17 protein-coding genes are annotated in these 22982 nt (G+C 40.4%); 14 read left to right on the forward strand and 3 right to left on the reverse strand.

Features of this window, described 5'->3' with window-relative positions:
* The first annotated feature begins 26 nt into the window (after positions 1-26).
* The 8 genes from ABJN95_RS18590 (at position 27) to ABJN95_RS18625 (ending at position 11541) form a co-directional block, all read left to right on the forward strand.
* The gene (locus tag ABJN95_RS18590) at positions 27-3050 is read left to right on the forward strand and encodes a tetratricopeptide repeat protein (RefSeq protein ID WP_348372656.1); all 3024 of its coding nucleotides are present in this window, start codon (positions 27-29) and stop codon (positions 3048-3050) included.
* 58 nt (positions 3051-3108) lie between these two features.
* Positions 3109-4893, forward strand: coding sequence for a TonB-dependent receptor (locus tag ABJN95_RS18595; protein WP_348372658.1), 1785 nt, complete (start codon positions 3109-3111; stop codon positions 4891-4893).
* A 91-nt stretch (positions 4894-4984) separates the two neighbouring features.
* Positions 4985-6028: a heparin lyase I family protein gene (locus ABJN95_RS18600; RefSeq protein ID WP_348372660.1), complete on the forward strand. Its 1044-nt coding sequence runs from the start codon at positions 4985-4987 to the stop codon at positions 6026-6028.
* Between the two features lie 182 nt (positions 6029-6210).
* Positions 6211-7647 carry a hypothetical protein gene (locus ABJN95_RS18605; RefSeq protein ID WP_348372661.1) on the forward strand — a complete coding sequence of 479 codons (1437 nt, stop codon included), beginning with the start codon at positions 6211-6213 and terminating at the stop codon, positions 7645-7647.
* Positions 7648-7798: 151 nt separating this feature from the next.
* Positions 7799-8929 carry an OmpA family protein gene (locus ABJN95_RS18610; protein ID WP_348372663.1) on the forward strand — a complete coding sequence of 377 codons (1131 nt, stop codon included), beginning with the start codon at positions 7799-7801 and terminating at the stop codon, positions 8927-8929.
* A gap of 153 nt (positions 8930-9082) precedes the next feature.
* Positions 9083-9274, forward strand: a complete 192-nt coding sequence (locus ABJN95_RS18615; protein ID WP_348372665.1) for a cold shock domain-containing protein — start codon at positions 9083-9085, stop codon at positions 9272-9274.
* A gap of 145 nt (positions 9275-9419) precedes the next feature.
* The gene (locus ABJN95_RS18620; protein WP_348372666.1) at positions 9420-10676 is read left to right on the forward strand and encodes an MFS transporter; all 1257 of its coding nucleotides are present in this window, start codon (positions 9420-9422) and stop codon (positions 10674-10676) included.
* A gap of 106 nt (positions 10677-10782) precedes the next feature.
* On the forward strand, positions 10783-11541 hold the full coding sequence (locus tag ABJN95_RS18625) for an NYN domain-containing protein (RefSeq protein WP_348372668.1): 759 nt from the start codon (positions 10783-10785) through the stop codon (positions 11539-11541).
* Positions 11542-11589: 48 nt separating this feature from the next.
* Here the strand turns inward: ABJN95_RS18625 and mqo are convergent, their stop codons facing one another.
* Positions 11590-13077 (reverse strand): malate dehydrogenase (quinone), encoded by a 1488-nt coding sequence (mqo, locus tag ABJN95_RS18630; protein ID WP_348372670.1) that lies wholly within the window; start codon positions 13075-13077, stop codon positions 11590-11592.
* A gap of 232 nt (positions 13078-13309) precedes the next feature.
* Here mqo and ABJN95_RS18635 point away from each other — a divergent pair, with 232 nt between their 5' ends.
* Complete coding sequence (locus ABJN95_RS18635; protein WP_348372671.1) at positions 13310-13729, forward strand: hypothetical protein; 420 nt, start codon at positions 13310-13312, stop codon at positions 13727-13729.
* 161 nt (positions 13730-13890) lie between these two features.
* Positions 13891-15522, forward strand: coding sequence for an amidohydrolase (locus ABJN95_RS18640; RefSeq protein WP_348372673.1), 1632 nt, complete (start codon positions 13891-13893; stop codon positions 15520-15522).
* Positions 15523-15612: 90 nt separating this feature from the next.
* On the opposite strand, the gene ABJN95_RS18645 is transcribed toward ABJN95_RS18640, so the two are convergent.
* A complete protein-coding gene (locus ABJN95_RS18645; protein ID WP_348372674.1) occupies positions 15613-16155 on the reverse strand; it encodes a DUF2911 domain-containing protein in 543 nt (180 codons plus the stop codon).
* A 239-nt stretch (positions 16156-16394) separates the two neighbouring features.
* On the opposite strand from ABJN95_RS18645, the gene asnB reads away from it, so the two are divergent.
* The 3 genes from asnB (at position 16395) to ABJN95_RS18660 (ending at position 21229) form a co-directional block, all read left to right on the forward strand.
* Positions 16395-18059, forward strand: a complete 1665-nt coding sequence (asnB, locus tag ABJN95_RS18650) for an asparagine synthase B (RefSeq protein WP_348372676.1) — start codon at positions 16395-16397, stop codon at positions 18057-18059.
* 388 nt (positions 18060-18447) lie between these two features.
* Complete coding sequence (gene gyrB, locus ABJN95_RS18655) at positions 18448-20376, forward strand: DNA topoisomerase (ATP-hydrolyzing) subunit B (protein WP_348373221.1); 1929 nt, start codon at positions 18448-18450, stop codon at positions 20374-20376.
* A gap of 94 nt (positions 20377-20470) precedes the next feature.
* Positions 20471-21229, forward strand: a complete 759-nt coding sequence (locus tag ABJN95_RS18660) for a hypothetical protein (protein WP_348372678.1) — start codon at positions 20471-20473, stop codon at positions 21227-21229.
* Positions 21230-21302: 73 nt separating this feature from the next.
* On the opposite strand, the gene ABJN95_RS18665 is transcribed toward ABJN95_RS18660, so the two are convergent.
* The gene (locus tag ABJN95_RS18665; protein WP_348372679.1) at positions 21303-21677 is read right to left on the reverse strand and encodes a hypothetical protein; all 375 of its coding nucleotides are present in this window, start codon (positions 21675-21677) and stop codon (positions 21303-21305) included.
* Positions 21678-21927: 250 nt separating this feature from the next.
* On the opposite strand from ABJN95_RS18665, the gene ABJN95_RS18670 reads away from it, so the two are divergent.
* Positions 21928-22857 (forward strand): malate dehydrogenase, encoded by a 930-nt coding sequence (locus ABJN95_RS18670; RefSeq protein ID WP_348372681.1) that lies wholly within the window; start codon positions 21928-21930, stop codon positions 22855-22857.
* Positions 22858-22982: the final 125 nt, after the last annotated feature.

The following is a 22982-nucleotide window of genomic DNA, read 5'->3' on the forward strand; positions in this document are numbered from 1 at the left end:
AGTAGCGAGTAAATAGTTAGAACACTATGTTTAAAAAGTCAATCACCTTAATCCCCTTTTTTCTAGGGATGGTTTTTTTAGGAATTTCCCAAGAGACCAAAATTTACACACACGAAGACAAAGATTATCAAGACGCCTTGGCACTCTACAACAACGAGCAATACCAAGCTGCACAGACCATTTTTTCTAAGGTCAAGAACACCTCTGAAAATCTAGAAACCAGAGCGAATAGCGCTTATTATGAAGCCAACGCTGCTGTGCGGTTAAACCAGCTGGGGGCTGATAATTTGATGGAAGATTTTGTGGAAAAATACCCAACCTCTACCAAAAGAAATTCTGCCTTTGCTGATGTGGCCGAGTACTATTTCGAAACAGGAAAATATCCGTATGCGTTAAAATGGTACAATAAAGTTGACCAAAACGCCCTATCGCGTGGTGAGATGGACAAGTTTAATTTCAACTATGGGTATTCTCTATTTGCTTCTAAAAAAACAAGGGAAGCAGAGCGCTACCTAAACAAGGTTACTGATTCGCCAGTATATGCTAGCCAGGCAAAATACTATTTGGGCTATATCTCCTATCAAGAAGATGATTACGAAGCGGCCAATGAACGTTTCGATGAAATTACCGACCCTGATATTTTAGAAGAGAAGATGAGCTATTACCAAGCCGATATGAATTTCAAACTTGGTAAATTCGAAGAAGCCATTGCCTTAGCAAAAAAACAGATGGCAAAGGGTGATCGCAAGGAAAAATCGGAATTGAGCAAGATCATCGGAGAGAGTTACTTCAATCTAAAGCAGTACCAAAATGCCATACCGTACTTGGAAGATTACAAAGGAAAAAGGGGCAAATGGAATAACACTGATTACTATCTTTTAGGATATAGTTACTACAAGCAAGGTGATTTCGCGAATGCGATTCAGCAGTTCAACAAAATTATCGGAGGAACAAATAGTGTTTCGCAAAATGCCTATTACCACCTAGCAGAATGCTATTTAAAATTAGATAAGAAACAGGAAGCCCTAAACGCTTTCCGCAATGCTTCTCAAATGGATTTTTCTGCAGAAATACAGAAGGATGCCTATTTGAACTATGCGCGATTGAGCTATGAAATCGGTAACCCATATGAACCGGTTCCACAGGTGATTTCTTCCTATTTGGAAAGGTACCCGAACGATGCAAATGCCACGCAAATGAAGGAGCTATTGGTCGATTCGTACATCACCTCAAAAAACTTTCAGGGGGCTATGGAGTTGCTTGAAAATAACAAAGGTTTTGCAAGCAAGACGACCTATCAAAAAGTGGCTTTCTATAGAGGGGTTGAACAATTTATTGATACCGATTATGCCGGGGCCTCCGAAAGTTTTGGCAAGTCGCTTGGTAGTGCTGAAGATGCTTTATTCAAAGCGAGAGCTAGTTATTGGAAAGGTGAATCGGAATACCTCTTAAACCGATTTGATTCGGCATTGAATAGTTTTATGGAATTTCAGCAAAATCCCACGGCCAGATCAACTGATGAATACAAAGATATCGACTACAGTCTAGCCTATACCTATTTTAAACTGAGGAATTATCCTAGCGCGATATCACATTTTACCAGCTTTACCGGTTCAGGCACTAATGATGCACAAAAATTAAATGATGGGTATTTAAGGTTAGGCGATAGTTATTTCGTGACCAGCAAATATTGGCCGGCAATAGAAACCTATAACAAATCGCTGGCGCTAACAGGCCCTGAAAAAGATTATGCCGCATTTCAAAAGGCATTGAGTTACGGGTTTGTAGGTAGAAATGCTTCAAAAATAGAGGGATTGGAAAGTTTCGTTTCCAGCTATCCGCGATCAACATTGAAAGATGATGCCCTTTTTGAATTGGGCAACACCTACATAAGCGGAGGGCAAGAAAATAACGGACTTCAAACCTACGACAAGCTTATTAGTGGATATCGTGGTAGTTCTCTCGTGCCTCAGGCAATAATGAGACAGGGCTTGGTACACTATAATGCAAGTAGAAACGAAGCGGCTCTGGCAAAATTTAAAACTGTTGTTCGTGATTATCCCAAAACTCAAGAGGCGATACAGGCTGTAGCAACCGCGAAATTGGTTTATGTTGATATGGGAAGAGTTGACGAATATGCAGCATGGGTTCGAGATCTTGATTTTGTAGAGGTAACCGATACTGAACTTGACAATGCCACTTTTGAATCTGCCGACAAACAGAATCTTGAGGGAAGGACCGATGCCGCCATACGGGGGTATGAAAGTTACGTCAAGCAATTTCCCAATGGACTACATGCTACCAAGGCAAACTTCAACCTGGCCCAATTGTACTTTGGAAAAGGGCAGAAAGATAAGGCCTTACCCTTCTATAAATATGTTGCCGACCAAGGTGCAAGTGAATATGCAGAGCAGGCCTTAACGCGGGTTTGCGAAGTGTATATCGGCAATAAGAACTATGCGTCAGCATTACCCTATTTGGAACGTTTGGAAAATCAGGCCGATATTCAACAGAATAGAACGTTTGCCCAGTCGAATCTGATGAAAGGTTACTATGAGCAAAAGAATTATGAAAGAACGATTGCCTATGCCGAAAAGGTGTTGAATACACCTTCTATAGATAATCGTATTAAAAGTGATGCCCAGACGATGATCGCCCGCTCAGCGATTAAGACCAATGATGAAACAAGGGCAAAAGAAGCCTATGCAAAGGTTTTGAAAATCGCCTCAGGTTCACTAGCAGCAGAAGCATTATACTACGATGCTTATTTTAAAAACCAAGATCAAAACTATGAGGCATCTAGTGCTTCAGTTCAAAAATTAGCCAAGGATTATTCTAGCTATAAAGAATGGGGAGGTAAGGGTTTAATTATTATGGCGAAGAATTTTTACGCCCTAGGTGACGCGTATCAAGCCACCTATATCTTAGAAAGTGTTACTACGAATTTTAGTCAATATCCTGAGATCGTTGCTGAGGCTAGGGGCGAACTTTCGATTATCAAGGCGAAAGAAGCGAAGAGCAATTCATCGATAAATCCAAACGATAACTAGAGAACAACAAAAAGACACCCGTCTTCGGGGGAATGAAATAGCAAATTAAGAACACAAAATGCAAAAGCAGATACTAACATTTCTTTTTATACTAAGCCTTTTTCAAATGGGATGGGCCCAGGTAAAGGATTCAACGAATATCGGTACCGAAACGGTAACCGTTACCAAGGCGTATACACCGACTATTTCCGATGCCTTCAAAATTAAATCGCTTCCGAATTTGAACGATTCTATTGCACTTCAGAAAAAGAAAATCGACTACAGTATATTTTCAGTACCCGTTGCTTCAACCTTTTCACCTGCAAAGGGTACGGCGTCCAAAGTTAAAAAGACGCCGCCACCGGTTTTATATAATTCCTACGCTTCGGCCGGGGGAGGTAATCCTGCAAACATAATGGCCAAATTTTATACGAGTCGCACCATCGACCGTGAATCAGGTTATACAATTGGACTAGAACACAATTCTTCAAGAGCAGACATCAGCGGTGTGGTCTTAGACAACTTTTATTCGAATAGTGAACTGGAAGGTTCTTATAAAAAAAGAGACCGCGATTACGACTGGGGTATTGATCTTGGTTTTCAACATCAATTATACAATTGGTATGGTACACCAGAGGGGTTATTTTCAAATCCCCCTTTTACTGAAACCTTTAATCAAGTAGACGCGCGTCAGAACTATTTTATGGGTGAAATAGGAGCCCATATCAATCTCGAAGATTCCTATTTCAAAAGAACAGAAATCAAATACCGACGCTTTTGGGATGCGGTGAAGTCAGGTGAAAATAGAGTGGTTTTTATTCCTGAATTTGAGTTTCCTGTTGCTGATGAAACTTTCGGAATAAAATTTAAGGTTGACTATGTAAACGGAAGTTTCGCCAATGCAAGTCTCAATAATGCAGAGAACACCCAGGGTATCGACTATAGCCATTTACAAGTAGGTGTGAACCCTAGTTTGACCATGTTGCGTGACGACTTGACCCTTAACCTAGGAGTGAATTTGGTATATGGTTTGGATGGCGAACGCAGCGATAGTAATTTTTATGTTTATCCTGCGGTGACGGCTTCTTACCGCTTGTTAGACGAAGTGGCCATCGCTTATGGGGGTATCGAAGGAGAGCTAAGACAGAATTCATATTATGGCTTTGTTGAGGAGAACCCCTATGTCTCTCCAACACTTACCATTGCCCCCACCGATAAGCAATACGATGCCTATTTTGGTTTAAGAGGGCAATTATTTCCAAACCTCAGTTACAATGTAAAGGCTTCCTACAAGGCAGAAAATAGAAAACCCCTATTTAAACTGAATCCTCGTAACGACTTCCGATCCGATGACAAACAGTACTATTTGGGCAATTCCTTTGAAGTTTTCTCTATAGATGGTATAACCATTGGTGACGATGTCAGAACATTTGGGGTTTTTGGCGAATTGAATGTCGATGTGAATCGCAATTTTACCTTAGGGGTAAATGCAGAGTACTTCAATTATAGCACTGAGACTGGTAATCCGGCATGGAATTTACCTGATTTAATAGGATCTCTGTTTTTAGATTATCAAATAGGCGAGCAGTGGTATTTGGGAGCAAACTTATTTTATGTTGGCGAACGACAAGACTTTTCAACAACAGTAGTCCAAAATACACTACAACAAGACTTTCCTGCAACCATAATCAATCTAGATAGTTATTTTGATGCCAATGCCCATATTGGGTATCGTATTACAGACCAGCTTTCTGTTTTTGTGCGTGGTGCAAATTTGGCCAACAATAATTATCAACGGTGGGCGAACTTTCGGGTACAAGGACTGCAAGTGTTGGGCGGGGCTACCTATAAGTTTGATTTCTAAACAAAACTTCATCTGTTGCATGGTTAGTTTAGGTGCTAAGGCCAATAAATGGAGTTAGTAGTCGTTTTACTACTAAATAGGCTAAGCGGCGATGCATAAAATCTTTATAAAACACCTTGTAGCAGTATTTCTCCTGGTAATACAATTTAGTTGTAGTACCGATGCTGCACCCGTAATCGAAGGTGAAACCCCTATTGATGCTTCGTGTAGTACTGAAGATGTACTTGACAATTTTGTCGATGAAATTGGTAATGATATTTACATCTATAATGATGGTTCGTTGTATGTGAATTCTAATGGTAATTGTGAATTTCAGTTTCAATATTTTGACCCTGATTTTGAGTCGCAAAGCTATACTACGAATGCTACTGGAACTTTTTTACTTAGTGATTCAGACTTGATTCCCGTTAAAAACAACTTTTTTGAAGATTTTGAAAAGCAAAGGTTTATTGACCTTTTTGTCGATGATGTGAATGATACAGATTTGTACTGGACCAGCTTTACCTTGCAGAGTCCACAGGCAAAAACGGTTTCAGAGTATGTGGCACTAAGCAAATGTATTCTAGAAGAAACCTGTGATTTTTTAGACAATCGAATTGCTATCGTCGAAGACCCAACGAATTCTGCTAATAAGGTGCTTGAATTTTATAGTGTCGCTCCAACTGCCGATATGGTTGTTTCAAAGTGTAGCCTGTCGTCGGTATTAGGTTATTTTAAAAAAGGAGATGATCTATGGTTTGAGGCCAATTACTATATAAAAGAAGGAATGCCTTTTACCTTGGTAGATTTCGAAAACTCCTATTTTGAGGGTTCTCCAGGCCCACGTGTAGTGATTCGCGACAACAAATTAGAGTTTGAAAATAAATTTGGTGCCAAGCTGCGATTTGAATCCAATTCGGCTGCTGCCATTGCTATAGGAGAATGGTTTACGGTTAAACTGCATCTCAAATTCAGCAATACCGAAGAAGGAATTTTGGAACTTTGGCAAGATGGCGTGCAAATCGTATCCGCATCAGGAATTAATCTACCCACCTCAAATGCTATCCAAAATGTTCTTGAGGTAGGTATATCGGCCACAAGTAGCAATACCGTGTTATTGATTGATAATCTTCGTATTTCAGATACCGCATTTTGAAGTAGGGTTTTTAATAGACTAAATGTTTACATGTTTACAAATCTGCAATGCCGTAATGCGCACGAATAGCGATTTTGTTTTGGGCCATTGGTCGATAAATTGGAATTTCTTGACCGGTTTTTATTCGTAAAGTAATATATGAACCTTAATTTTAACCTGCTATAAAAGAAAATTCTTGTTTTATGCCGAAATCTGTTTCTAAGTTGATTGGAGTATGCAGTGCACTTTTCCTATTTACCACGCTATTGATTATATCCTGTAAGTCTGAAGATACGGGCGACAACCCTGTTGTACAATTAGATTCTGATGGCGATGGCATTCTTGATGAACAAGAGCTAGCCAACGGTACGAATAGGAACAATGCCTGTGACCCAGAACAAAGCGCAGGATATACTGGGTATGATGCAAGCAGCACAGTTTGGCTAGCAAGCGATTGTGATAAAGATGGAATTACCAATGGAGACGAACTTGCTGCAGCTACCGATCCGTATGTAGATCAAATAACCGACACAGATGGTGACGGTATCGTAAATAGCGATGAAGTTTTAGCGGGAACAGATGCAAACGATCCCTGCGATCCGAAGCAAGAGTCAGGCTATACCGGGCACAATACTTCAAGTACGTTATGGTCGAATGCCGATTGTGACGCTGATGGTTTCTCAAACGGCGAGGAAATTAGCAATGCAACAGACCCTTATTTTGATGAAACGGTATACCCAACCGCTGAGTTTCTGCCCTTACTTTCTGATTTGAACCTCTTTGAGGGAGATGTAGCGGATTTGAAATTCAATAGAACGGTACACGAATACACTTTGGCAACGCCGTTGTATTCAGATTACTCCTATAAATTACGTTCGATTTCGCTTCCGAAAGATGCAAAAATGACATATACAGGAGAAGGACTATTTGACTTTCCTGATAATACCATTATTTCAAAGACCTTCTATTATTTGAATGACGAAAGAAATCCATCTGCGGGAAGACAGCGTATTGAAACACGTCTCCTAATTAAAAAGAATGGACTCTGGCAATTGGGTAATTATTTGTGGAATACCGAGCAAACGGATGCTTCGTTGAGCATGGACGGACCAATTGTGCCCATAAATTGGATTGATAAAACAGGAGCCGATCGATCGGTTAATTACCAAGTTCCTATTATGATTAATTGTACACAATGTCACAATAGAAATGGCACCACCATCCCAATTGGACCTAAAGCCAGAAATCTGAATTTTGTTCAAAACGGAAGTAATTCCCTGCAGACTTTTATCGATAACGGATTGTTAGATGGAGCTCCGAGTATTTCTGAAATTGAGTCTTTACCAGTATGGTCAGATACCTCTTTTACGCTTACTGAACGTGCGAGGGCTTATATGGATGTCAATTGCGCGCATTGCCACCAACCAGGTGGTTTTCACGATTCCAACGTCGGTACACGGCCTGATCTGCGCTTTGAAACCGATTTTGCCGACAGCAATATTGACCCATTCAAGGCTGATATACGCAATAGGGTCAATACCGATCCTGCCTTCGGGCCATCGATGCCATTGGTCGGCATTACGGTCATACACACTGAGGGCGTTCAATTAATTCATGATTACATTGATTCACTTGATTAAGTGTATGTTACTTAATAGATTAGGTTTCAATAACCTTATGAATTTCGGTACTACAGCTAGAAATAGGCACGTCTTGTCGAAGGTGGGGTTAAATAGTATAAAAACTGCCTTTTAATTTCCTATTTTTAAGGTAGTTATAACACTTTTCCCAATGTATACGCAGCCGCAAAAGCATTTGGTATTTATCGTTGGTATTCTCTTTACGGGTCTTATGACATCTCAGAATGTCGTCAAGAATCCCAGTTTTGAAGAATATGTCAATTGCCCGAAGCATTTGGGCAATTTCGATGCTGATGTTAGTAATTGGTCTACTCCTACTGAAGGTTCTACCGATTATTTTAACGGTTGCAGCACGGCCATGGGAACACCCAAAAACTTTAATGGCACGCAACCGGCCGATTTTGGACAGGGCTATGCTGGTTTGTATTTGTACGCCCCTGATGATTATCGTGAATACTTGCAGGCAGAATTATCTGAACCCCTAGTAAAAGGTGAAAAGTATCAGGTATCGTTTTATGTGAGCCTTGCGGAAAGATCAGACATCGCAATTAAGGAATTCGGTGTTTTGTTTTCTAAGGATAAAATGAATGTTTCTGGCAAAAAAGAACTTTCAAAGAGAAAGATGTACCAGCAAAAAGGCAACGACTACAACTTCATGGAAATAGGATATAGTAATTTCTATGCTGATACGAAAGATTGGATTTTAGTGCATACGCAATTCGTGGCCAAGGGAACGGAAAGGTATCTTAATATGGGCAATTTTAAAAACAATGCCAGAACGCGAATGTTTAAGACGAAACGCAATGCAAAGCAAGGTGCTTATTATTATGTAGATCTGGTACTTGTTGAGCCGGTATCGCAACTAAAGACTTCAAATGGCGATTTGGCAGACAACAAACCGTCAGGGGAGGCTTTTGCACTTGACAAAACACACGTTTTTGAGAATCTTTTGTTTGATTTTGATACCTTCACGCTTCAGGAAAAGGCGAAAAAAGAAATGCTAACGCTCTACAATCACCTAGTAGCAGATACTACCTTACATATTACTATTTCAGGGCATACCGATAGTGTGGGTTCGGATGCCTACAATCAAAAATTATCGTCAAGAAGGGCATTCGCCGTAGCCAACTATCTTCAAAAATTGGGTCTTCCGAAAAATCGAATCTTATGGAAAGGTCATGGTGGCACTCAGCCGATCGCTACGAATGACAATGAAGCAGGCCGCCGGCAAAATAGAAGGGTGGCCTTTGTGATTACTAAAGGCGACCAGATCAACAAGTAACGACTTGATCTTATTTTCTAAATGCCTCCTTGTGACTTAGTTGGTGTTGACTAACAATCTAATACCTAAGGCAAAATTTACGTATTAACTTGTTTTTGCTTATTGTGGCACCATCTTTGAATTAGCCTAGATAATTAATTTAAATTTTAAGTAATGAACAAAGGAACAGTAAAGTTCTTCAATGACACCAAAGGTTTTGGTTTTATCACTGAAGAAGGCGTTGACAAAGATCATTTTGTACACGTATCTGGATTGGTAGACGAAATTCGTGAAGGCGATGCAGTTGAATTCGATCTACAAGAAGGAAAAAAAGGATTAAATGCAGTAAACGTTAAAGTAATTTAATATATACGCCGTAGTTTTTTAAGACTATGCCCCGACCAATTGGTTGGGGCTTTTTTTATGTAATTTAGCGCACTTCTAACTATCTAAATCTTTAAATATCCAGCGAACTGAACGTTCTTCACTTATCAACCCGGCCAAAAGCCCTGTGTTTTACGGCTATGTGGTACTTCTTATCGGAACTATTGGTATTTATTGTAGTATACCCGGGCAAACTATTGGGGTTTCCGTTTTTACTGATCCGGTAAAAGATGCTTTAGGGCTTTCGAGAAATCAATTTAGCAATGCATATATGATCGGAACGATTGCCAGTTCATTACTTATAGGAAGGGCAGGTATATGGTTTGATAAATACGGCGCGCGTTATGTTGCATTCTTTGCCGCTTTGGTTTTGGCCATAGCGCTATTTTTATGTTCCTGGTCGGTGCGCATGAGTGAATTTTTTAAGCATCTTCTCAATCAAGATAGTTGGGCAATTCCTTTTGTTATCATGACCTTTTTGTTCTTCTTGTTGCGCTTTGCAGGTCAAGGTGTTTTGACCATGGCATCGCGAAACGTTATCATGATCTGGTTTGATAAGAATAGGGGAAAGGTCAATGCCTTTAGTAGTGTCGCCTTGTCTTTCGGTTTTTCGTCTTCGCCCCTATGGATAGACGCCCTTATTGAGCGTAGCGGCTGGCAAGGAGCCTGGCAATACTTGGGGTGGGGGTTATTGGCAATGAGTGTATTTATTTTCTTTTTATATAAAAATAAACCTGAAGCGTATGGCCTGCTGCCTGACGGCCTAAAAGAGATTCGCGAATCGGAAGAAAAAACGGTTTTAAACCGAAAGCAGTTCACCTTAAAAGAGGCAACAAAAACCCGCGCTTTTTGGATGTATGCTTTGATCTTGGCTTTCAATAGTTTCTTTATTACAGGGCTTACCTTTCATATTGTTTCCATATTTGCGAGTGAAGGCTTCCCAAAAGAAGATGCAATATCCATCTTTTTACCAGCTTCGGTAGTCGCCGTTTCGATTTCAACGATTGCGAATTTTTTAAGTGATTACCTGCAACTGCGATTGTATTTGTATCTCATGATCGCAGGTGGTATCGTAGCTTCCATAGGGTTTTTGTATTTACCCACAGCCGCAGGCATTCCCTTATTAGTTTCGGGTTTCGGAATGATGAGTGGCTTCTTTGCAGTGTTGAATACCATCGCTTGGCCCCGTTTTTATGGCCGAAATCATTTGGGGGCTATCACCGGAAAAGTGATGTCATTTTTAATATTGGCAAGTGCTCTGGCTCCAACTGTTTTCAGCCTGTGTTTTACCACTTTTGGTTCGTATCAATTGCTGGGTTGGTTGGGCTTGGCCTTTTTGGTTTTCTTGGTTTTCGGGTCTTTAAAGGCTAGGAATCCGCAGTAAAATGGGTTGTGCTTATCGGTAAATAGAACTAAGTAAGTGAAGATAGTTGTCTTCTGTTCTTTTCGATGTAATATTCTCGTAACTTGCAGAAAACCAATTATTGACTATGGATTTAAATCTAGCAGTACTTATTGACGGTGATAACATCCCCTCGGCCTATGTAAAAGAAATGATGGAGGAAATCGCCAAATATGGCAACCCTACCATCAAACGCATTTATGGTGATTGGACCAACCCCCGTCTAAACAAATGGAAAACAGTATTGCTAGAAAACGCTATTACGCCCATACAGCAATACGGTTACACCCAAGGAAAAAATGCGACCGATTCTGCCATGATTATTGATGCGATGGATATTCTTTATTCAGGCAAGGTCAATGGCTTTTGTTTGGTAAGCAGCGACAGTGATTTTACAAGATTGGCAACGCGACTCCGCGAGGCGGGCATGCAAGTATTCGGCATTGGGGAGAAGAAGACCCCAGATCCTTTTATTGTAGCCTGTGATAAATTCATTTATATCGAGATCCTAAAAAACCAGACGCAAGATGATGCCGTCGATTCTGAGGAAAAATCGAAAGAAGCAGACAAATTTGATAAAATTACATCAAAGCAACTGCGTTTGATTGCTACTACAATTGGGGATTTAGCTGACGACGATGGTTGGGCTTTTTTAGGTGATGTAGGTAGCTTGCTGCAAAAGAAACAGCCAAATTTTGACTCTCGAAATTATGGTTTTCAAAAACTAACGCCTCTTTTTCAATCTATAAAAGCTATTGAAGTAGAACGGCGTGAAGATTCAAAAGGTCGCAAGAAACTGATTTATGTCAAGATGAAAGAGCAGAAAAGGCCTCGTTCGCGAAAGTAATTTTGACAGCTCGCTCCTTGAAAAAGGAGAAGGGCTTCGTCTTTCAAATTAACCTAGGTCTTCCAATTTTAGGACAGCGGTAGAATACGCCCTTGTTTTCTTGCATAGCTCTCCGTCTGTTATCAACGACTTGCCATAACAGGGAATCATTTCAGTCAATTTTGATTGCCATTGCTGTGAGTTTAGTTCCTCAGGAAAGCATTTGTGTAGGAGATTCAACATAATCGAAACGGCCGTGGAAGCGCCGGGAGAAGCACCTAATAAAGCGGCAAGAGATTTGTCTGAACTCGCCACTATCTCGGTTCCGAATTGAAGTTTACCGCCCTCCTTTTTATCTTTTTTGATGATTTGAACCCGTTGCCCTGCGGTAATCAATTCCCAATCTTCAAATTTAGCTTCCGGATAGTACCGTAGCAAAGCTTCAAACTTTTCTTCGGGAGATAGTAACACCTGTTCAATCAAATATTTGGTGAGCGAAATATTATTGATTCCTGCTGCGACCATAGGATAGATGTTATGTGCATCTAAGGATAAGGGCAGGTCGAGGTATGAACCGTTTTTAAGGAATTTTGTTGAGAAGCCCGCATACGGTCCAAACAACAATGAACGTTCCCCATTCAACATACGCGTATCTAAGTGAGGTACTGACATGGGTGGCGAACCTTCTTCGGCTTTGCCATATACTTTGGCTTCATGCCGTAAAACGGTTTCAGGGTTGTTGCATTTCAAGAATTGTCCACTGACCGGAAAACCACCATAACCTTCTCCTTCTGGGATATCAGATTTTTCTAGAAGTTTAAGTGCTCCTCCTCCGGCCCCAATAAAAACAAACTTGCTCAGAATGGTTTTCTCTTCGTCGGTACCGAGGTCGGTTAGTGCTATTTCCCAGCAGCCATCATCTCTTTTATTAATATCTTCCACCTGATGACCTAAATGAAGCTCCACATCATCACAACTTTCCAAATATCCGATCATTTTTCGGGTTACAACACCAAAATTTACATCAGTACCAATTGGCATCCGAGTGGCGGCAATTCTTTCATTGGGGTCTCTTCCTTCCATCATTAGGGGAACCCACAAGCTAATTTCTTCAAAATCATCGGAATGAACCATATCAGCAAACATGGCATAATTCGTTAGCGCATCGTATCTTTTTTTTAGAAAAGTTTGATTGTCTTCACCGAAAACAAAACTCATATGATCGATATCGTTAATAAAGGGTATGTTGGTTTCGACAAGGCCCTGTTTTACAAGGTATGCCCAAAACTGCTTTGAGATTTCGAAAGACTCACTAATTCGTAACGCCTTGGAAATATCGATACTTCCCTTTTCATCTTCGGGAGTGTAATTCAGTTCGCAAAAAGCGGAATGCCCGGTACCAGCATTATTCCAGGCGTCTGAGCTTTCAGCAGCTACTTTGTCTAATCGCTCATAGATGGTGATTTTTGCATGGGGTATCAATTGTTTAAGTAATACGCCAAGCGTTGCAGACATAATGCCTGCACCTATTAAGGTAAAATCTTGTTTGCTTGCCATGCTCGGAAATTTAATAGCAAAGCTAACAAACCTTTTCAAAGCAGCTTGCTGAGGTCTGTCAGAGTACTCTAAGTGGTTTGAGGCGAACTTGGCATTGATTTTGTTTTAGACTATTAGCGGTGGTACAGGGCCGACTTTAAAAGCTATACTCGAGAGTTGTGCCTGGCGCCATCAAATAAAATAATTCTTACTTTTACAAATAGATAGACGAACATCCTTTAAAAAAACAAACATGAAAAATTCTACAAAAAAAATAGCTGGGTTTTTGCTAATGGCTTTTGCTCTTATTTGTGCCCCAAACGAAATATGGGCAAATTCAGAAGCTAGCACTACGCCCATTAGCGTTAAAAATGATTTAATCGGCGGTTGGGAGTATACCGTTGCAGGTGCACCTGAAGGTTATGAAAAGGGGTTTTTAATGATAGTTAAACAGGGCGAATCTTATAAAACACAGGTACAGCTTAGTTCAGGTGCTGTAAATGGAGAGAACATTGTAGTAAAAGGAAACAAGATTACATTTACAATCAATGTAGAGGGAGAGACGGTGTCTGTGGCTCTAGAAGCAAAAGGCAGCACGATTTCTGGTACCAGTACTTCACCAAGTAACGGTACGATGCAAATCACAGGAGTTAAAAGTATTTCGCCACAATAAAGAATCGTAGGCACTATTTGGCTTACGTTCAAAAAAAATAGAAATGTCATTCGGGTTACTAGGCTAACTTGAATGACATTTTTTTAGGAAAAAGGGTTTTGTTTAAGCGATTCATTTCCATATTTATTTCCTTATTTTTGGTCGATTCAAAACCGGCCAAAATGAAAAAAATACCAGTACTGCTCGCAGTATTGCTTTTCGCAAGTTGCGAGTTTTTAAAAGAAGAGGTAGACATGGTAGTTGTCAACGCCAATGTGTATACCGTAGATGAGAACTTTTCAAAAGCTCAAGCTTTTGCCGTTAACAAAGGAAAGTTTGTTGCAGTAGGAACATCGGAAGAAATACGAAAGACCTATACAGCAAATCAAATTGTAGATGCAGACGGTAGAACCATTACACCCGGATTAATAGATGCGCATTGTCATTTTTACGGCATGGGGCTGAAACAACAAGAAGTTGATTTGGTGGGTACAAAAAGCTTCGAAGAAGTGTTAGAGCGCGTCCAACAGTTTCAGAGAGAACACCAAAAAGATTTCATCCTTGGTGACGGATGGGACCAAAATGATTGGGAGGTTAAAGAGTTCCCGACCAAAAAAGAATTGGACGAACTTTTTCCTGATACTCCTGTAGCCTTAGAACGCATTGATGGTCATGCCTACTTGGTGAATCAAGCTGCCTTAGATAAGGCTGGAATCAGATGGGACACCAAAGTCGAAGGTGGAGAAATCGTAAAAAAATGGACCGATGGTTATTCAGGTATCACTGGAGTACTTATTGATAATCCTATGCGACTGGTTGATGCTGTTATGCCTGTACCTACTCTTGAAGCCAAAGTACAGGCTTTGAAAGATGCGGAGCGAATCTGTATGAATTATGGTTTGACTACAGTAAACGATGCAGGAATTGATCGCGCAACCATTGAACTTATCGATAGTCTGCAGCAGCGAGGCGAATTAGCTATTCGTGTCTATGCCATGGTAAGTAATACTCCTGAGAATTTAGAACACTATTTATATCAAGGTCCCGTAAAAACAGAAAGACTTAATGTGCGATCGGTTAAAGTTTATGGCGATGGGGCTTTGGGTTCTAGGGGAGCAGTCTTGAAACAACCGTATACCGACAAAAAGGGACATTATGGTGCCATGGTAACTTCGGTAGATGAAATAGAAGATCTGGCTCGCCGTATCGCTATTTCAGAATACCAAATGAATACCCACGCTATTGGAGATTCTGCAAATGCAGTCGTATTGCGAACCTATGCAAAGGCTTTGCAAGGGAGAGAAGACCGGCGTTGGAAAGTGGAACATGCTCAGGTCTTAGATGCTATCGATTTTGATTATTTCAAAAACGGAGTGATTCCATCTATTCAACCCACGCATGCCACTAGCGATATGTATTGGGCTGAAGACCGTTTGGGAGAAGATCGGGTCAAAGATGCATATGCTTTTAAGCGGTTATTAAACAAAGCTGGCAAAGTCGCTTTGGGAACAGATTTTCCGGTGGAGCAAGTGAGCCCGTTTTTGACTTTTTATGCAGCGGTTACTAGAAAAGATACGGAGGCATTTCCCGATGGCGGTTTCCAAATGCAAGATGCCCTTAGCCGCGAGGAAGCCTTGAGGGGCATGACCATTTGGGCAGCCTATTCGAATTTTGAGGAACATGAAAAAGGAAGTATTGAGGTCGGTAAATTTGCCGATTTTACCATTTATGACAAGGACCTAATGACCATTCCGGCCAAAGAAATTCCTACTGTTATGGCCGAACAGACCTATATTGGTGGTGAAGTGCGCTAAGCAATGCATTTGCGCTAAAAACAGATCGATAAAGGAAAAGCCGAAATCACTTTTGATTTCGGCTTTTCTAGTAGTAATAGTAAAGGAATATTACATTGTAATTGGTACGGCAACTCGGGTTTTATCCCAACCCATAACCATATGTACTCCACCATCGACTTCTTTGAACGCTATAGAAAAAGCCTCCAAAGATTTGTCACCTGTGCTAACACCCGCGCTAACGCGAGCTACATCTGAGGCTTCGTCTTTATAGAAATAAGAACCCCATTGGTTCAAGTTGCTATGTAAAATTATCGTCCATTCTTTATCACCAGGTACTGATAACAAGGCATAGGTGCCCGCTTTCACATCCTTGCCGCCAAAGTTAACATCCTTGTAAAATGTGATTTCAGGAGCTTCATTAGCACCAGTTCTCCATACTTTTCCTGCTGGAGCTAGTTCCGCTAAGGCACGTCCTTTAAGCTGCGGGCGACCGTAGGTAATACGTACCACTTTATCAGAAACTTTATAGTCTGAAGGATAAGAAGCATTGTCTAACGGACTTTTATCCATTCCGCTAAAATCTTGTGCTACAGCTTCGGTTGAAAATACCATAGCTATTGCCATAAAGGCAATGGTGAAAACTTTTTTCATAATAGTGTTTATTTATTTAAGTGTTAAAATTAATGAGTAATCCAATGACTCTCTCCTAAAAAGTCGTTAAAATCGGTAGTTCTTACAGAATATTGGTTTCGCTTACGCAAATACATTAAAAACATAGGATTTGTAGAAATTATTTTAATTAATGTAATAATATGTAACTAATAGTGGTATTTATGTTTGATAAGTGAAAGTATAATTCAATATTTGTATTATAAATAAATAATTGTTATATGTGTGGAATTGTTTGTGCATTTGAAGTGAAAGAGAGCACAGAAGTATTGCGACCTCAGTTGTTGGCAATGTCGAAAAAGGTAAGGCATCGTGGTCCGGATTGGAGTGGGATTTATGCAGATGATAAAGCGATACTCGCTCATGAAAGATTGGCCATCGTAGACCCAGCTTCGGGTAAACAGCCTTTGCTGAGTCCGGATGGTAAATTGATACTAGCGGCCAATGGCGAAATCTATAATCATCGTGAATTGAGAAAACAGTTTGAAGGCACTTATGATTTTCAAACCCAATCAGACTGTGAAGTGATCTTGGCCTTATATCAAGCGAAGGGACCTTCTTTTATTGATGAGATGAACGGAATCTTTGGTTTTGCAATCTATGATGCCGAGAAGGATGAATATTTTATAGCTCGAGATCATATGGGTATCATACCCTTGTATATGGGATGGGATCAAAACGGTACTTTCTACGTAGCTTCTGAATTGAAGGCTTTGGAAGGCACTTGTAGCAAGATTGAATTATTCCCTCCGGGACACTATTTGCACAGTTCAGATGGTGAATTAAAGCGGTGGTATGCTCGTGATTGGATGGAATATGATGCCGTAAAAGAAAATGAAACCAGTATTCAAGAGGTCAAAGAAGCGCTAGAAGCGGCCGTGCGTCGTCAATTAATGTCTGATGTGCCGTACGGAGTTTTACTGTCTGGAGGCTTGGATTCGTCGGTAACTTCTGCGATTGCCAAAAAATATGCCCAAAAGCGAATAGAATCAGATGATACTGCCGATGCCTGGTGGCCTCAATTGCATTCTTTTTCGGTAGGATTGGATGGTTCTCCCGATTTGGCTGCCGCACAAAAGGTAGCGGATCATATCGGTACGGTGCATCATGAAATAAAATTTACCATTCAAGAAGGGTTAGACGCCATCAAAGACGTGGTGTACAATTTAGAAACCTATGATATTACTACCATTAGAGCGTCTACCCCCATGTACTTGATGGCTCGTGTTATCAAATCAATGGGTATAAAAATGGTACTTTCTGGAGAAGGGGCAGATGAATTGTTTGGCGGGTACCTTTACTTTCACAAGGCGCCGAATGACAAAGAATTTCACGAAGAAACCGTTCGAAAGTTAAGCAAGTTGCACATGTACGATTGTCTACGTGCCAATAAATCTTTAGCCGCTTGGGGTATTGAAGGTCGCGTACCTTTCTTAGATAAAGAATTTATGGATGTCGCGATGCGTATCAATCCGGAAGATAAAATGATCAATGGTGAACGCATGGAGAAATGGGTAGTTCGAAAGGCCTTTGAAGATATGCTTCCAGCGAGTGTAGCATGGCGTCAAAAGGAACAATTCTCCGATGGCGTGGGGTATAGCTGGATAGATACTTTAAAGGAGGTAGTAGACAGGGAGGTAAGCGATGAGCAATTGAAAAATGCCAACTTTAGATTTCCGATTCAAACACCAACCTCAAAAGAGGAGTATTACTACCGTTCGATATTTGAAGAACATTTTCCCTCAAATGCGGCTGCCTTATGCGTGCCACAAGAAGCATCAGTGGCTTGTAGTACACAAATTGCCTTAGAGTGGGACGAGGCATTCAAAAACATGAATGATCCTTCAGGAAGAGCTGTAGCGAATGTTCATGAAGAGGCCTACTAAATTATAATTGGGATGTGCAAAAACCACATGTCAAGTACGCTAATAGATGCTGTTTCATTACCTGTTTATACAGGTTCAGTTTTTATTTTAATTAGTCAGCTGACCCCGCCCTTTGGCGGGGTCTTTTGTTGGGTAGTTGATCGCTTCAATTTATCCTAATTACGGCACTATACTACAGTGATTTTTCCTTGTATTTTTTCCACAATTATTGTTAATAACTTCAATCTTTAAAAACTGGCAAAACACTATATTCCATAGGGTATTCCGTATATTTGTAAGATTGCAAAATTTTAAATGAATACAACCTAATTTATTTATGAGCGAAGAAGCAAAAAACGAGGCTGAAGAGAACAAAAAACGCCAAGAAGAAGCGCAGGAGAATACCCCGATGAAAAATTATTCTGCCGACAGCATTCAAGCCCTGGAGGGCATGGAACATGTGCGTATGCGGCCATCCATGTATATTGGAGATGTTGGGGTAAGAGGGTTGCACCACTTGGTGTATGAGGTGGTAGATAACTCCATCGATGAGGCTATGGGAGGTCATTGTGACAACATTAGCGTTACCATCAACGAAGATAATTCTATAACGACAAGAGATAATGGTCGAGGTATTCCTGTTGGAATGCATAAAAAGGAAGGTGTTTCTGCCCTTGAGGTAGTCATGACCAAAATTGGGGCTGGGGGTAAATTTGATAAAGATTCTTATAAGGTTTCTGGTGGTCTTCACGGTGTTGGTGTTTCTTGTGTAAATGCCTTGTCGGAACACTTAAAAGCTACTGTTTTTAGAGATGGTAAAATTTGGGAGCAAGAATATGAACGCGGTAAATCCTTATATCCGGTTAAAACGGTGGGTGAAACCACAGATAGAGGTACTGAGGTTACTTTTTTACCCGATACGACCATATTTACCCAAACTATAGAATACAGCTATGAGACGCTTTCCAACAGAATGAGAGAGCTATCCTATCTGAACAAAGGAGTTACCATTTCAATAACTGACAAACGTCAGAAAGATAAGGATAGCGAATCAGGCTTTGTTACTGAAACTTTTTATTCCGATCAAGGTTTGAAGGAATTTGTAAAGTTTTTAGATGGTAACAGAGAGCAGTTGATTCAGAGTGTTATTTCCATGGAAGGTGAAAAGAATGGTATACCTGTTGAGGTTGCCATGGTATATAATACCTCGTATACAGAGAATTTGCATTCCTATGTGAACAACATCAATACACACGAAGGCGGAACCCATTTATCAGGCTTTCGTCGTGGGTTGACAAGCACCTTAAAAAAATACGCCGATAGCTCAGGAATGTTGGATAAACTAAAATTCGATGTGCAGGGTGATGATTTTCGAGAAGGGCTTACGGCAATTATTTCGGTAAAGGTAGCCGAACCACAGTTTGAAGGTCAAACGAAAACCAAGTTGGGTAACCGTGAAGTTTCATCGGCAGTTAGCCAATCGGTTTCTGAAATGTTGACGAACTATTTAGAGGAAAATCCCGATGACGCAAAAGTGATCGTACAAAAGGTTATTCTTGCCGCGCAGGCCAGACATGCAGCTACAAAGGCTCGCGAAATGGTGCAGCGTAAAACGGTAATGAGTATTGGGGGCTTACCTGGTAAACTATCCGATTGTTCGGAACAAGACCCTGCAATTTGTGAAGTTTTCTTGGTTGAGGGTGATTCTGCAGGTGGTACGGCTAAACAAGGGCGTGACAGAAACTTCCAGGCTATTCTTCCACTTCGTGGTAAGATTTTAAACGTAGAGAAGGCCATGCCTCACCGTGTATTTGATAATGAAGAGATTAAGAATATCTATACCGCCCTTGGTGTTACCATTGGTACAGAAGAGGATAGTAAAGCATTGAATCTTGATAAACTACGCTATCATAAAGTGGTAATCATGTGTGATGCCGATGTTGATGGAAGCCACATTGAAACCTTAATTTTAACCTTCTTCTTCCGATATATGCGTGAGTTGATTGAAATGGGGCATGTGTATATTGCGACACCTCCTTTGTATTTAGTTAAAAAGGGTCAGAAAAAGCGGTATGCCTGGAATGATGAAGAACGCGATGAGATAGCAAACAGTTATAGTGGTGGGGTAAGTATTCAGCGCTATAAAGGTTTGGGTGAAATGAACGCAGAGCAACTTTGGGATACGACCATGAACCCAGACTTTAGAACCTTACGTCAAATTACCATAGACAATGCAACCGAAGCAGATCGTATATTTTCGATGCTGATGGGTGATGAAGTACCTCCGAGAAGAGAATTCATTGAGAAGAATGCGGTTTATGCCAACATTGATGCATAGAAAATAGCACTTTCACAACAAAAATTCGTCCGCCAACTGGCGGACGTTTTTATTTGTAGGAATTATTAATATTAACTCCTAAATCAATTTTTTTATGAAAGTAAAGTTATTTACCATGTTGTTCTTCTCAGCTGTGATTTGTTTCGCTCAAGAAGATCTAAAAGAACGTGAGAAGCAAGCAGCATTTGATCCAGCCTACAGTTCGTATTCAAGAAAAAAACCGGCCTATGTTACCCTTAAAAGCGGTGAAAAAGTCGAGGCCGACATTAAAGATGTGGACCGTAAAAAAGGTCAGATCAATGAAATCAAATTCATAAAACCTGATGGCAAAAAACTTCGTGTAAAAGCTGAGGAAATTGTTGATTTATATATGGCGCCATCTGGTTTAGAAAAGTTGTCGCAACAGAGTAACTTTATGAACGACGCTACCAAATGGGGTAAGAGTGATGCTTCAAAATATTTGAACAAAGGGTACACCATGTATACCAATCAAATGGTTTCTTTAAAGAACAAAAAGAAAGAGGCAGAATTTTTGATGCAAGTGATTAACCCTAAATTTAGTCAGTATATTGAGGTATATTCTGATCCCTTTGCCAAACAGACTTCTAGCATCGGTATCGGTGGGATGAAGTTGGCCGGTGGTATTGCTAAATCGTACTACATAAAGAAGGGAGATCAAAAAGTATTGTGGTTGACTAAAAAAGACTTTGATGAACATTTCGAGTCGCTTTTTATGGACAACGATAAGTTCAAGGCAAAGTATGCAGACCACAAATTTAAATGGAGCTTATTAGGCGTGTATATTTTAGATTACACAGAATTCCTTGCAGAAGACGGCAAGCTAGCGAAGTAAGCACTTTTCCTTATAAATTATAAAACCCTGCTCGATACTTCGAGCAGGGTTTTTTAGTAGCGTTAATCGTTTATTATTCGCGTGTGGCCAGGGTGTGACCATCGGTTGCTTTAAGTATGGTTTCGTTGTTAGCTTCAATCATAGTGACCACATCATTCAACCTATTTTCCAATCCAGGATACGAAATGGTATAGACACCATCTTCTTCTTCCCATTTAAAATCGGTCAATACTTCTAGTTGCCCATTGTTATAGCTGTGATATCGTCCAAGGTAAGCATCATTAAATATCCACTCTTGTCGATTACTGCTTTTTTGGGTCTGGCTAACAGATTTTACCTCTAGCCTAGACCAAATTCCAATAACAGGGTCATTGTTTTCTGGAATTCGTGAACAATTGCTTGCGAGTATAATGCCAAGAATTGCTAAAAATGAAAATAACTTTTTCATCGTGTAGGTTTGATTCGGGGTTTGGTGTGATTAGAACGTAACGAGTCGATTAGGTATTGCTAAAATTCGATGTATGGTAAAATATTGTGATTTTCTTCGTTGAAGTGTAATTTTTTTTAACAACAGAGGTATTTCATCGATGTTTTTAGGCACTAAAATGCCCATTTAAAAGTGCATTTCGTCGAGAATTATCCTCTATTAATTTGTATTTTTGGGAAAATTTTAAATCAATTATTAAAACACATAATTTATGAAAGTTACCGTAGTAGGGGCAGGAGCTGTGGGTGCAAGTTGCGCAGAGTACATTGCCATCAAAAATTTTGCCTCGGAAGTCGTTCTTGTTGACATTAAAGAAGGCTATGCCGAAGGAAAGGCGATGGATTTAATGCAAACCGCCTCATTAAACGGATTTGACACAAAAATCACTGGCACTACAGGCGATTATTCGAAAACGGCCGGAAGCGATATTGCGGTAATTACTTCTGGTATTCCAAGAAAACCAGGTATGACACGCGAAGAGTTAATCGGTATCAACGCTGGAATTGTAAAAACAGTTTCTTCAAGCTTAATTGAGCATTCGCCAAACGTAACCCTGATCGTAGTGAGCAACCCAATGGATACCATGACCTATTTGGTGCATAAAACCACCGATCTTCCCAAGAACAAAATAATCGGTATGGGTGGTGCTTTAGATAGTGCGCGTTTCAAATACCGTTTGGCAGAAGCTATGGAAGCCCCAATTTCAGATATTGACGGAATGGTCATTGGCGGACATAGCGATAAGGGAATGGTACCTTTAACATCTCACGCAACAAGAAACAGTATTCGGGTATCTGAATTTTTATCTGCTGAACGTTTAGATCAAGTGGCCGCTGATACCAAGGTAGGAGGGGCAACCTTAACAGGCTTGTTAGGAACTAGCGCCTGGTATGCACCTGGAGCTGCGGTTTCGGCATTGGTACAGGCGATTGCATGTGATCAAAAGAAAATGTTTCCCTGTTCTACCTATCTTGAAGGAGAGTATGGCTTAAATGATATTTGTATAGGGGTTCCGGTGTTGTTGGGTAAAAACGGCATTGAAAAAATAGTGGATGTGCCGCTAAGTGACGCAGAGAAAGCGAAAATGCAAGAAAGCGCTGAAGGAGTTACCAAAACCAATGGCCTTTTAGAGTTGAGTTAACTACCCTAGAAAAAGATAAAGCTAGAGCCTTTGTAAATGAACTACGAAGGCTTTCTCTTTTCTAAGCAAAGGTGCTGAGGATAGATATTGTAAAAAATATACTACCTAGTAAGGCTTTATTTTTA

The sequence above is a fragment of the Maribacter sp. genome (genome assembly GCF_039974175.1).
Taxonomy (GTDB): domain Bacteria; phylum Bacteroidota; class Bacteroidia; order Flavobacteriales; family Flavobacteriaceae; genus Maribacter_C.

Coding starts and splice junctions, on each gene's coding strand:
- ABJN95_RS18660 (WP_348372678.1), top strand. CDS start 20,471: ATGAAAGTAAAGTTATTTACCATGTTGTTCTTCTCAGCTGTGATTTGT.
- ABJN95_RS18635 (WP_348372671.1), top strand. CDS start 13,310: ATGAAAAATTCTACAAAAAAAATAGCTGGGTTTTTGCTAATGGCTTTT.
- ABJN95_RS18595 (WP_348372658.1), top strand. CDS start 3,109: ATGCAAAAGCAGATACTAACATTTCTTTTTATACTAAGCCTTTTTCAA.
- ABJN95_RS18610 (WP_348372663.1), top strand. CDS start 7,799: ATGTATACGCAGCCGCAAAAGCATTTGGTATTTATCGTTGGTATTCTC.
- ABJN95_RS18670 (WP_348372681.1), top strand. CDS start 21,928: ATGAAAGTTACCGTAGTAGGGGCAGGAGCTGTGGGTGCAAGTTGCGCA.
- ABJN95_RS18665 (WP_348372679.1), bottom strand. CDS start 21,677: ATGAAAAAGTTATTTTCATTTTTAGCAATTCTTGGCATTATACTCGCA.
- ABJN95_RS18605 (WP_348372661.1), top strand. CDS start 6,211: ATGCCGAAATCTGTTTCTAAGTTGATTGGAGTATGCAGTGCACTTTTC.
- mqo (WP_348372670.1), bottom strand. CDS start 13,077: ATGGCAAGCAAACAAGATTTTACCTTAATAGGTGCAGGCATTATGTCT.
- ABJN95_RS18625 (WP_348372668.1), top strand. CDS start 10,783: ATGGATTTAAATCTAGCAGTACTTATTGACGGTGATAACATCCCCTCG.
- asnB (WP_348372676.1), top strand. CDS start 16,395: ATGTGTGGAATTGTTTGTGCATTTGAAGTGAAAGAGAGCACAGAAGTA.
- ABJN95_RS18600 (WP_348372660.1), top strand. CDS start 4,985: ATGCATAAAATCTTTATAAAACACCTTGTAGCAGTATTTCTCCTGGTA.
- gyrB (WP_348373221.1), top strand. CDS start 18,448: ATGAAAAATTATTCTGCCGACAGCATTCAAGCCCTGGAGGGCATGGAA.
- ABJN95_RS18590 (WP_348372656.1), top strand. CDS start 27: ATGTTTAAAAAGTCAATCACCTTAATCCCCTTTTTTCTAGGGATGGTT.
- ABJN95_RS18640 (WP_348372673.1), top strand. CDS start 13,891: ATGAAAAAAATACCAGTACTGCTCGCAGTATTGCTTTTCGCAAGTTGC.
- ABJN95_RS18645 (WP_348372674.1), bottom strand. CDS start 16,155: ATGAAAAAAGTTTTCACCATTGCCTTTATGGCAATAGCTATGGTATTT.
- ABJN95_RS18615 (WP_348372665.1), top strand. CDS start 9,083: ATGAACAAAGGAACAGTAAAGTTCTTCAATGACACCAAAGGTTTTGGT.